This window comes from Bradyrhizobium sp. ARR65 (assembly GCF_000472385.1).
Lineage (GTDB): Bacteria > Pseudomonadota > Alphaproteobacteria > Rhizobiales > Xanthobacteraceae > Bradyrhizobium.
This window is the reverse complement of record NZ_AWZU01000004.1, coordinates 135,424-147,482: the sequence shown is the minus strand read 5'-3', so window position 1 is coordinate 147,482 and position 12,059 is coordinate 135,424. Positions and strand designations below refer to the sequence as shown.

Genomic DNA, 12,059 nt, shown 5'->3' with positions numbered 1-12,059 from the left:
CGCGAGCGCCTCAGGGTGACGGAAAAGAGCGGTACCCGCGCGTCACTACAAACAATGGTGCTCCTAGGACGACTGCAGCTTGGGCGCGACTTCGCGCGCGACGTTCACCAGCGCGGCGATCAGCGGGGTCATCGGGTCGCGCTGCGGCAGCACCATGCCGATGCTGTAATTGACATCGGGGTCGACGATCGGAATGCTGCGGACGGTGTCCGCAAGGCCAAGCGTCTCCGCAAGCTTCGCCGGCATCACGCTGGCCCAGCGCCCGGTCTTTACATGGGTGAAGAGAACCAGCAGCGAGTTCGACGTCAGGCTCGGCGTGGCTTCGGCGCCGACCGAACGCAGCGCGCGGTCGATGATGCGGCGGTTCTGCATGTCCGCCGTCAGCAGGCAGAGCGGCACCTGCCCGACTTCCTTCCAGGTGACCTGGTCGCGATCGCCGAACATCGCATCCGGCGAGGTCAACAGCCGATAGCTCTCGTTGTAGAGCGGAATGGTGCGAACCTTGCCGATCGGTTCGTTCTCGATATAGGTCAGTCCCGCATCGACCTCGAGATTTTCAAGAAGCCCGAGAACATCGGCCGAGGTGCAGGACACGATGCGGAAGCGCACGTCCGGATGACGCGCACGAAACGGCGTCGTCAGGGAGGCGACCATGCCAAGCACCGTCGGGATCGCCGCGATCCTGATTTCGCCTGACAGCTTGTCCTTCAGCCCGTTGATCTCCTGGCGCATGGCGCGGGCATCGCCGACGATCCGCCGCGCCCAATCCAGCACCCGCTCGCCCTCCGGCGTGAAGCCCTGGAAGCGCGAGCCACGCTGCACCAGCATCACGCCGAGGATCTCCTCGAGCTGCTTGATGCTGGTCGACATCGTGGGTTGGGTCACGCCGCAGGCCTCGGCGGCGCGGCCGAAGTGCCGCTCCTGCGCCAACGCCAGCAGAAGTTCAAGCTTGTCGATCACGAAAAACGCCTTTGCAACTCACTCGCCCATTGCTTGCCACCAATAGCACGCCGCTTTCCGGGCCAACACGCCAAATGCCCGGCAGCAGCCTGCACCGGCCTGCATCGGCTTCCATCGAGGTTTCGTATGACACAATATCACTTCCCGATTAATCGGTTTGCACTATCGCAGCATGGGACGGCTTTATTGATATTTCCCACAAATTCAGTCTCTGTGGGTGAAGCACAATTTGTCATCGAGAGCCCAATAATGGCCGTTTACGAACCCTGGGATGAAACGCGAGGCGCCGAAATCATCACCGAACATGCCAATCGCGAAGGCGCCACGCTGCTGATCCTGCATGCCCTGCAGGAAGCTTTCGGCTACGTGCCGGAGCCGGCCATTCCGATGGTCGCAGCGGCACTCAATCTTTCGCGAGCCGAGGTTTACGGCGTCTTCACGTTCTACCACGATTTCCGCAAAGAGCCCGCCGGCCGTCACGTGCTGAAACTCTGCCGCGCCGAGGCCTGTCAGGCCGCCGGCGGCGACGCGCTGGCCGCGCGCGCCGAAGCCAAGCTCGGCATCGCCTGCGGCAACACGACGGCCGATAACCGCGTGACGCTGGAGCCGATCTATTGCCTTGGGCTGTGCGCCACGGCGCCCTCAGCCATGCTGGACGGCCGCCTGGTCGGACGGCTCGATCAGACCCGCCTCGACGCTCTGATCGCGGAGGCACAACAATGACGATCCGCATTTTCGTCCCCCGCGACGCCGGCGCGCTCGCCGTCGGCGCCGACGAGGTCGCACAGGCGCTTGAGCAAGCTGCCGACAAGCGTGGCGTTGCGATCGACATCGTCCGCACCGGCTCACGCGGCCTCTATTGGCTGGAGCCGTTGGTCGAGGTGGCGACAGCGGCGGGACGCGTCGCGTTTGGGTCCGTGACGGCGGCAGATGCGGCCTCCGTGCTTGAGGCGATGGTCGGCGACGGCCCTCACGCCTTGCGGCTTGGCCTTGCGGAAGAAATCCTCTGGCTGAAACGGCAAACACGCCTCACCTTTGCACGTTGCGGCATCGTCGATCCGCGCTCGCTGGACGATTATCGCGCGCATCACGGCTACAAGGGATTGCAGCGGGCGCTGACGCTCACCCCTGACGCCATCATCGCTGAGGTGACGGCGTCCGGCCTGCGAGGCCGCGGCGGCGCCGGCTTCCCGACCGGGATCAAGTGGAAGACCGTGGCGCAGGCGAGCGGGGACCGCAAATACGTCATCTGCAACGCCGACGAAGGCGACAGCGGCACCTTTGCCGACCGCATGCTGATGGAAGGCGATCCCTTCGTGCTGATCGAGGGCATGACGATCGCGGCCATCGCGGTCGGCGCGATCAAGGGCTATATCTACAGCCGTTCCGAATATCCGCACGCCATCGCTGCGATGAACGAGGCGATCGCGGTTGCCCGGCGCGCCGGGCTGCTCGGAGAACGGATCGCCGGCTCCAATTACACGTTCGACCTCGAAGTCCGCGTCGGCGGCGGCGCCTATGTCTGCGGCGAAGAGACCTCGCTGCTGGAGAGCCTGGAAGGGCGCCGCGGCATCGTCCGCGCCAAGCCGCCGCTGCCTGCGCATCACGGCCTGTTCGGCAAGCCCACGGTGGTCAACAATCTGCTGTCGTTCGCGGCGATCCCGTTCATTCTCGATCAGGGCGCCAAGGCTTACGCCGATTTCGGCATGGGCCGCTCGCGCGGCACGATGCCGATCCAGCTCGCCGGCAACATCAAACACGGCGGTCTGTTCGAGACTGCCTTCGGCATCACCCTCGGCGAGCTGGTCGACGACATCGGCGGCGGCACCCTCACCGGCCGCCCGGTACGCGCGGTGCAGGTCGGCGGACCGCTCGGCGCCTATTTCCCGCGGGCGCTGTTCGACACCCCATTCGACTACGAGGCGTTCGCCGCCCGCGACGGCCTGATCGGGCACGGCGGCATCGTCGTGTTCGACGACAGCGTCGATATGGCCAAGCAGGCGCGCTTTGCGATGGAGTTCTGCGCGATTGAATCCTGCGGCAAGTGCACGCCCTGCCGGATCGGCTCGACCCGCGGCGCCGAGACGATCGAGAAGATCCGCCGTGGCGAGCGTGTCGCGGAGAATATCGCGCTGGTTGAAGATCTCTGCAGCACCATGAAATTTGGCTCGCTCTGCGCGCTCGGCGGCTTCACGCCCTACCCAGTGATGAGCGCGCTGAAACATTTCAGGGAAGATTTCGGTCCTGCGCCCACGCGCTTGCAGGCCGCGGAATAGGAGGATCATGATGTCGCTGATCCAGGAAATCGACTTCGGCACGCCCCCCGCCAAATCCGAGAACCTCGTGACGCTCACCATCGACGGCCAGAGCGTCACGGTGCCGGAGGGCACCTCGATCATGCGCGCGGCGATGGAGGCCGGCACGCAGATCCCAAAACTCTGCGCGACCGACATGGTGGACGCCTTCGGCTCCTGCCGGCTCTGCCTGGTCGAGATCGAGGGACGCGCGGGCACGCCCGCCTCCTGCACCACCCCGGTCGCGCCCGGCCTCGTGATTCACACCCAGAGCGAGCGGCTGAAGAAGCTGCGCAAGGGCGTGATGGAGCTCTACATCTCCGACCACCCGCTGGACTGCCTGACCTGTGCGGCCAACGGCGATTGCGAGCTGCAGGATATGGCGGGCGCCGTCGGCCTGCGCGACGTGCGCTACGGCTATCAGGGCGAAAACCACGTCTTCGCGGAAGCCCACGGCAAGGCCAATGCGGCCTGGATGCCGAAGGACGAATCCAACCCCTACTTCACCTACGATCCCGCCAAATGCATCGTCTGCTCCCGCTGCGTCCGCGCCTGTGAGGAAGTGCAAGGCACCTTTGCCCTAACGATCTCCGGGCGCGGCTTTGACAGCCGGGTCTCGCCGGGTATGAGCGAAAGCTTTCTCGGCTCCGAATGCGTCTCCTGCGGCGCCTGCGTACAGGCCTGCCCGACCGCGACGCTGACGGAGAAATCGGTCATCGAGATCGGCCAGCCCGAACATTCCGTCGTCACCACCTGCGCCTATTGCGGCGTGGGTTGTGCCTTCAAGGCGGAGATGCGCGGCGAAGAAGTGGTGCGCATGGTGCCTTACAAGGACGGCAAGGCCAATCGCGGCCATTCCTGCGTCAAGGGCCGCTTCGCCTGGGGCTACACCACGCATAAGGAGCGCATCCTCAAGCCGATGATCCGCGAGAGCGTCAGCGAGCCCTGGCGCGAGGTCTCCTGGGACGAGGCGTTCGCCTTCGCCGCGGCCAAGTTCAGGGCGATCCAGGGCAAATACGGCCGCGACGCCGTCGGCGGCATCACCTCCTCCCGCTGCACCAATGAAGAGACCTATCTGGTGCAGAAGCTGGTGCGCGCGGGCTTTGGCAACAACAATGTCGATACCTGTGCCCGCGTCTGCCATTCGCCGACCGGCTACGGCCTTGCCACCACCTTCGGCACCTCGGCCGGCACGCAGGATTTCGATTCGGTCGAGCACACCGACGTCGTCCTGGTGATCGGCGCCAATCCGACCGACGCGCATCCGGTATTCGGTTCGCGGATGAAGAAGCGCCTGCGCGAAGGCGCAAAACTCATCGTCATCGATCCGCGCCGCATCGACCTCGTGCAGTCGCCGCACATCAAGGCGCAGCATCATCTGGCGTTGATGCCCGGAACCAACGTCGCCGTGCTGACCGCGATGGCGCATGTGATCGTCACCAAGGGCCTCGTCGACGAGGCCTTCGTGCGCGAGCGCTGCGACTGGAGCGAGTTCGAGGATTGGGCGGCTTTCGTCTCGCTGCCAAAGAACAGCCCGGAAGCCACGGCGATTTACACCGGCGTCGATCCGACGGAGCTGCGCGCTGCGGCCCGGCTCTACGCCACCGGCGGCAATGCCGCGATCTATTACGGCCTGGGTGTGACCGAGCACAGCCAGGGCTCGACCACCGTGATCGCGATTGCCAATCTCGCGATGGCCACCGGCAATATCGGCCGGCCCGGCGTCGGCGTGAATCCGCTGCGCGGCCAGAACAATGTGCAGGGCTCCTGCGACATGGGTTCGTTCCCGCATGAACTGCCGGGCTACCGGCACATCGCGGGCGATGCGGTGCGCGAGAGCTTCGAGGCGATGTGGAATGTCAAGCTCAACAAGGAGCCGGGCCTGCGCATTCCCAACATGTTCGACGCCGCGATCGAGGGCAGCTTCAAGGGCCTCTATGTGCAGGGCGAGGACATTCTGCAGTCCGACCCCAACACGACGCACACGGTGGCTGCGCTGTCGGCGATGGAATGCGTCATCGTGCACGACCTCTTCCTGAACGAGACCGCGAACTATGCCCATGTGTTCCTGCCCGGATCGACCTTCCTGGAGAAGGACGGCACCTTCACCAATGCGGAGCGCCGCATTCAGCGCGTGCGCAAGGTGATGTCCCCGCGCAACGGTCTTGCCGACTGGGAAGTCACGATCGGGCTTGCAAAGGCGATGGGCATCGAGATGAATTACACCCATCCGTCCGAGATCATGGACGAGATCGCCGCGCTCACCCCGACGTTCGCCGGCGTGTCCTATGCCAAGCTCGATGAGCTCGGCTCGGCGCAATGGCCCTGCAACGAGAAGGCACCGGAGGGAACGCCGGTGATGCATATCGGCGGCTTCGTCCGCGGCAAGGGGAAGTTCGTCGTCACCGAATATGTCGCAACTGACGAGCGCACCGGTCCGCGCTTCCCGCTGCTTTTGACCACCGGGCGCATTCTGAGCCAGTACAATGTCGGCGCCCAGACCCGGCGCACCGACAACATCGTCTGGCACGAGGAGGACCGGCTCGAAATCCATCCGCACGACGCCGAGCAGCGCGGCATCCGCGACGGGGACTGGGTCAGGCTCGCGAGCCGCGCCGGCGAAACGACCCTGCGCGCGCTGATCACCGAGCGCGTCGCGCCGGGCGTGGTCTACACCACCTTCCACCACCCGGACACCCAGGCCAACGTCATCACCACAGACTATTCGGACTGGGCGACCAACTGTCCGGAATACAAGGTCACGGCGGTGCAGGTCTCGCCATCGAACGGTCCGAGCGAATGGCAGAAGTCGTACGAGGAACAGGCACGCCGCTCGCGCCGCATCGCGCCCGTGGTCGAAGCCGCGGAGTAGCGCATGCACCTTCCCGTCCGCTCAGTCGATCGACAGGTCTGGCGCGAGGACGGCGCCTGCCGCGGCAGGCGCACGATCCCCGAGGAGACCGCGATCGCGCTGACCTATAACGGCGGCACCTACGCGGTGATGATGGCGACACCGCAGGATCTTGAGGATTTTGCGATCGGCTTCAGCCTGAGTGAAGGCATCGTGCAGTCGCCGCAAGACATCGCTTCGCTCGACATCATCGAACTCGACGATGGCATAGAGCTGCGCGTGTGGCTTTCCCCTGCGCGGGCCGAATTCATCAATGAACGCCGGCGCCAGATCGCCGGCCCCACCGGCTGCGGCCTCTGCGGCATCGATTCGATTGCGGAAGCCGTGCGTCCGCCCGCCGTCGTGGCCAAGGGCGGCCGCTTCTCACAGCGGGAGGTGATGACGGCGATGCAAGGCATCGCCCCGCTGCAGCAGATCAACATCGAGACCCGCGCCGTGCATGCCGCGGCGTTCTGGACGCCGTCGCGCGGCATCGTCAGCCTGCGCGAGGATGTCGGGCGGCACAACGCGCTCGACAAGCTTTGCGGCGCGTTGACGCTTGCGCAGGTTTCCGCGGGCGACGGCATGGTGCTGCTGACCAGCCGGGTCTCGGTCGAGATGGTGCAGAAGACGGCGGCGCTGGGCGCCCCTGTCATGGTCGCCGTCTCCGCGCCCACAGCGCTCGCGGTACGCATGGCGAAAGCCGCGGGAATAACCCTCATCGGTATTGCGCGTGCTGACGGTTTCGAAGTCTTCACCCATCCGGAGCGAATTGTCGCCGACGTCAGCGCAAGGGAGATCGAAAATGTCGCCTGACCGGCTGATCTACATGGCCAACCAGATCGGCAAGTTCTTTCAGAGCCAGGGCCACGACAAGGCCGTGCCGGGCATCGCCGAACATATCAGGAAGTTCTGGGACCCGCGCATGCGCTCCGCCATTCTCGCCCATCTCGACCAGGGCGGCGCGGGGCTCGACGCCAACGTCCGCGACGCGATTACAACGCTGAAGCAGACGTAACTGGCGCGGCGGTTTTCGACTGAAGCACCCCCTATCTTGAACCGTCGCCCTTCGAGGCCGCCACTTCGCGTCGGCGCCTCCAGCGGCAAACGGCGAAGCCGTTTGCGCGGGGTGACGGTGATAGTTGGGAGCTCGTGGCGGTTGGTGGGCGCTATCGCCCCTCCACGATCACGCCGAACAGCCGTCGCACCTCGGCCTGCGTTTCCATGACGCGCGCTTCCAGCGCGGAGAAATCCGGGGCGTCGCCAGCGCGGGCCATCACGTGCAGCAGATCGTCGCCGGCCGTCTCAGGCCTGAAGCGCTCGCTCACGCACAGCCTGAGGATCTGCGTCAGGTCGTGATAAAGCCGCGCCGCGGCGCGCAACACCTCCGCTTCGGCGTGCGGCAACACGCCCAGCCGTTCGGCGTTCTCCAGGACCTGCAGCGTGCTGACGTCGAGAATGTCGGGTTTTTCGCTGGCATGCACGAGCTGCAGGTACTGCGCGATGAAATCGATGTCCAGCGTGCCGCCGGCGGCATGTTTCAGGTCCCAATGATCGCCTTCGCCCTTCTCCTGAGCGATGGCACGGCGCATGTCGGCAACGTCATGGGCAATGCTGCCGGCGTCGCGCGGCCGGGTCAGCGCGGTACGAATGACTTGTTCGATCCGGGCCCGGAACTCCGGCGAAGCCGAGATCACCCGCGCCCGCGTCAGCGCCATGTGCTCCCAGGTCCAGGCCTCGCGTTCCTGATATTCGGCGAACGACTTGATGTGGGACGCCAAGGGGCCTGCGCGCCCTGACGGACGCAGCCGCATGTCGATCTCGTACAACACGCCGTAATTCGTGCGCGTGGTGAAGGCGCTGATCAGCCGCTGGGTGAAGCGCGCGAAGTAATGCGCGCCGTGCAGGGACTTCGCGCCGTCGGAATCCGGATATTCAGGGTCGAAGTCGTAGAGCAGGATCAGGTCGAGATCGGAAGACGCAGTCATTTCCCGGCTGCCGAGCCGGCCCATGGCGAGGATCGCCGTCTCCTGCCCCTTGATGCGCCCGTGCTGGGCCGCGAAGCGATCGGTGACCAATCCGTGCACGGTATGAACGATACCTTCGGCAACATCGGCAAACGCCGTGCTCGCCTGCTGCGCCGACACGGTGCCGGAGAGAATGCGTGTGCCGATCAGAAACAGGCTCTCCTGCCCGAACAGCCGCAAGCGATCGAGAAACTCCTCGTAAGCATTCGCATCCGTCAATGTCGCCGCAAGCCGCATCGACAATTCGCGCCTGTCCGGCATGGCGCCGAAGAAGCGCGGATCGATCAGGCCGTCCATCAATTGCGGCTGCCGGGCCAGCATCTCGCCGAGCCGAGGCGCGGCGCCGAGCACGAGCGCGACCAGCGCCACCAGTTCGCGGTTCTGGCTCAAAAGCGTAATCAGCCGGCCGCCCCGCTGCAGCGCCTGCAGGAAACGGTCGAAAGCGGCGACCGCGTGATCGGGCTCTTCCGCGTGCGCCAGGCCATCCATCAGCGCCGGCACGAACTCGGCAAAGGCGCTTCGCGTCGATTCCGTTCGGAACACACGATACTCGCCTGCCAGCCATTGCCGCACGGTGTCCGCCACCTTGGCGGCCTCCTTGAAGCCGAGCGTTCTCAGATGCTCGAGCAGGCGCGGGTCTTCGGGCCCGGCGCCGTAATCGATCGGCGGCAGTTTTGCGGTGCCGGTGGGATCGTCTGCCTCGAACAGCTTGCCGTAGTGGCCCTGCACGATATTGAGCTGAACCAGCAGATCCTTGGCAAAGGCTTCGCGGCTGTCATAGCCGAAGAAGTGCGCAAAGCGTTCGACAGCTTCCACCTCCTCCGGCAGGCTGTGGGTCTGCTCGTCGGCGACCATCTGCAGCCGGTGCTCGACGCGACGCAGGAATTGGTAGGCCACGCTCAATTCGTCGCGCGCCTGGAAGGTGATCCAGTTGCTGGTGGCCAGCACCTCCAGCGCATCCAGCGTCGGACGCACGCGCAACTCCCCATGACGGCCGCCGGCGATCAACTGCTGGGTTTGCGCGAAAAACTCGATCTCGCGGATGCCACCGCGACCGACCTTGACGTTATGACCTTCGACGGCGATCTCGCTCTGGCGGCGGTAGGTCTGCATCTGCCGCTTCATTTCATGGACGTCGGCAAGCGCGGCGAAATCGAGGTGTTTGCGCCAAACGAAGGGCGCAAGCTCCGCGATCATCGCTTCGCCCGCCGCAAGGTCGCCGGCGCAGGCGCGCGCCTTGATCATCGCGGCACGCTCCCAGGTGCGCCCTTCCCGCTCGTAATAATGCAGCGCCGCTTCCGTCGACATCGCCACTTGCGTGGAGGCGGGATCCGGCCGCAGCCGCAAATCGACACGGAACACGTAGCCATCGCTGGTGCGCTGCTGCAACAGGCGCGCCATCGCCTGCGTGATACGGACGAAGAAGGGCTGCGGCTCGATGTCGCGCGCCAAGGTCGGTGCGGCGGGATCGAAGAACACGATCAGATCGATGTCGCTGGAATAGTTGAGTTCACCCGCCCCCATCTTACCCATGGCCAGCACGAACAGGCCGCTGCCCTCCTCGGGCCGTTCGGGATTGGGCGGCGACAAGCGCCCGCGCACGGTTTCCTGCCGCAGCAGATAACGTAGCGCCGCCTGGACCGAGACGGTCGCGAGTTCGGTCAGCGCTGCGGTGACCCGCATCACCGGCCAGACGCCGCCGATGTCGCAAAGCGCAATCAGAAGCGCCGCTTCCGACTTCATGCGGCGAAGCAAACGCATCACCTCGGTCTCGCCGGGCGCGGCAAAGACCTCGGCCGAAGTCGTCTCGATCAATGCAGCAAGATGCCGGTCCGGCTTGCAACGCAGGAGCCGGATCAGGCGCGCCGCATCGCTGCGAACTAGGTCGAACAGATAGGGCGAAAACTCGGCAATCCCGAGTAAAACGCGTTTGGCAAAGGGGTGGTCGAGCAGTGGCGCGAACGCGGCCGACTGTTCCGGCTCGAGCTCGGCGAGCCAGTCCGCCAGTCTCTGTTCGGCCTTTTCGGGTGCGGCAATATACGGTCCTTCAACGAACCGTGCGGCTAAACTCAACTGATCCGCATTGCCCGGCGCGGTAAGGATCATGCCACCTTCTGTGGCACATCCTGCGTTTGAGCCGCAAGCCTGTCACTGAAAGCGGCGCGCGCGGGTATCGCCAGCGTGGCAATCAGTCCGGGATGGGCATCACCCAAGCGCAACTCGCCGCCATGCAGCGTCGCCACCGCGGATGCAAGGCTCAGCCCGAGCCCAGACCCAGGCTGGGTGCGGCTGGAGTCCAGCCGAACAAAGCGCTCCACAGCATGCTTGCGGTCGCCGGGCGGGATTCCGGGGCCACGATCGGTGACGCTGAGCAGGATCTGGTCGCCCTCGCGCCTGGCTTCGATCAGAATTTGCTTGGCATCCAGGCTGACCACCGTACCCGGCTGGCTGGCGGGAACCGGCTTGCCATACTTGATCGCATTCTCGACGAGGTTGGCCAGCGCCTGGCTGATCAATTCGCGGTTGCCGTGCAGCGGCGCCGGTGCGGTTTTCAGCCGCAGGCTCATATCATCCTCCTCCGCCAGCGGCTCGTAGAGCTCGTGAATGCCGCTGGCGACGTCGGCGGCATCGAAATCATCCATGTTGCCGCGCGCCTGCCCCGACTCGGCGCGCGCGATCATCAACAGCGCGTTGAAGGTGCGAATGAGCCCGTCGGACTCCTCGATGGTGCGCTCGAGAGCTGCGCGGTAATCGGCCTCGCAGCTTGATTTCGCCAGCGCCTCCTCGGCGCGGTTGCGCAAGCGGGTCAGCGGAGTCTTCAGGTCATGCGCGATGTTGTCAGAGACTTCCTTCAATCCCTTCATCAGCGCTTCGATGCGCTCGAGCATGGCATTGAGGTTCCCCGCCAGACGATCGAGTTCGTCGCCGCTGCGTCCGACCGGCAGCCGGCCAGAGAGATCGCCCGCCATGATCTGCTGGGTGGTGCCGGTCATCGCATCGATCCGCTGCAGCACCCGCCGTGCGACGAAAATGCCGCCGGCGATGCCGAGCACCACGACCACCAGGACCGACCATTGGGCGGCCTTGGCGACGATCACAAACATGCGCCGTCGTTCGTCGAGATCGCGACCAATCAAGAGGCGAAAGCCGCTGGAAAGCTCCGTCACGCGCACCAGCGCACGATGGTCGGTCCTGTCCTGATCCTCGAGCCGCCGGTAAGCCGTCTCGGACCAGCCGGTGGTCCCCATGACGCCGGGCGCGAGCGAGCCGACATTTCCGGCGATCGCCTGGCCCGTCGGGGTTGTGACGAGGTAGAGATTGGAGCCGGGTCGCAGCGCACGGCTCTCTATGGTGAAGACCAGCCCGCGCAGGCCGCGGCGGTTGTAGATGTCGGTGATCTCGCCGGTCTCGGCATTCACCGTGCTGGTGATCTGCTCGGTGATCAGTCGGCGCGTATTCCAGGCGAAATAGCCGACGAGCGAGGCGGCAAACAGGGCAAACAGAAAAAGATAAAACAGCGTCAGCCGGAACGCCGTGGTTCGGATCAGCTTACCGAATGCCGTCACGGATCATGTACCGATTTGGAGGGGATTGCGCGCTATCACGGCCTGTCACTCGCTATCGGGTGACGTGAACGTTTCCAATGGCTTAGCTCCATTTGTTATCATCCTCTATCACCCGCTGTCGTCCGAGCGCGAACCTGACGCGGTAAGAAATCGGTAAGTTCAGGGCCGCGCCTCTTCCAAAGTATCCGTGACGATACTATCATGTGGTTCATCGAGCCGAAACGTCTCACTCGGGGGCAACCCAATCGATCCGTGACGGCAACTGGTAAGGCGGTCGAGAACGCGCCAACACCTGCGGGTTAGAGGCCGAATTTCACTCTCG

General features: G+C 64.8%; 8 protein-coding genes. 5 read left to right on the top strand and 3 right to left on the bottom strand.

The window, feature by feature from the left end; all coding sequences use genetic code 11:
- Positions 1-63: 63 nt before the first annotated feature.
- Positions 64-960, bottom strand: coding sequence for a LysR family transcriptional regulator (locus F758_RS0107010; protein WP_024507194.1), 897 nt, complete (start codon positions 958-960; stop codon positions 64-66).
- A gap of 246 nt (positions 961-1,206) precedes the next feature.
- Here F758_RS0107010 and F758_RS0107005 point away from each other — a divergent pair, with 246 nt between their 5' ends.
- From F758_RS0107005 to F758_RS0106985, 5 genes are read left to right on the top strand one after another with little or no spacing between them, the layout of a single operon-like run.
- A complete protein-coding gene (locus tag F758_RS0107005) occupies positions 1,207-1,683 on the top strand; it encodes a formate dehydrogenase subunit gamma (RefSeq protein WP_024507193.1) in 477 nt (158 codons plus the stop codon).
- Complete coding sequence (locus F758_RS0107000) at positions 1,680-3,236, top strand: formate dehydrogenase beta subunit (RefSeq protein ID WP_024507192.1); 1,557 nt, start codon at positions 1,680-1,682, stop codon at positions 3,234-3,236. Before F758_RS0107005 ends, F758_RS0107000 begins: the two co-directional genes overlap by 4 nt.
- Positions 3,237-3,246: 10 nt before the next feature.
- Entirely contained in the window at positions 3,247-6,126 is a 2,880-nt protein-coding gene (gene fdhF, locus F758_RS0106995) for a formate dehydrogenase subunit alpha (protein WP_024507191.1), read from the top strand.
- Positions 6,127-6,129: 3 nt separating this feature from the next.
- Positions 6,130-6,960 (top strand): formate dehydrogenase accessory sulfurtransferase FdhD, encoded by an 831-nt coding sequence (gene fdhD, locus F758_RS0106990; protein ID WP_024507190.1) that lies wholly within the window; start codon positions 6,130-6,132, stop codon positions 6,958-6,960.
- A complete protein-coding gene (locus tag F758_RS0106985; protein ID WP_024507189.1) occupies positions 6,950-7,162 on the top strand; it encodes a formate dehydrogenase subunit delta in 213 nt (70 codons plus the stop codon). The genes fdhD and F758_RS0106985 overlap by 11 nt, the downstream gene beginning before the upstream one ends.
- 151 nt (positions 7,163-7,313) lie before the next feature.
- Here F758_RS0106985 and F758_RS0106980 read toward each other — a convergent pair whose 3' ends face one another.
- Together F758_RS0106980 and F758_RS0106975 are read right to left on the bottom strand one after the other, a co-directional pair.
- On the bottom strand, positions 7,314-10,277 hold the full coding sequence (locus F758_RS0106980; protein ID WP_024507188.1) for a bifunctional [glutamine synthetase] adenylyltransferase/[glutamine synthetase]-adenylyl-L-tyrosine phosphorylase: 2,964 nt from the start codon (positions 10,275-10,277) through the stop codon (positions 7,314-7,316).
- Positions 10,274-11,737: a sensor histidine kinase gene (locus tag F758_RS0106975; RefSeq protein WP_024507187.1), complete on the bottom strand. Its 1,464-nt coding sequence runs from the start codon at positions 11,735-11,737 to the stop codon at positions 10,274-10,276. The genes F758_RS0106980 and F758_RS0106975 overlap by 4 nt, the downstream gene beginning before the upstream one ends.
- Between the last annotated feature and the right edge of the window lie 322 nt (positions 11,738-12,059).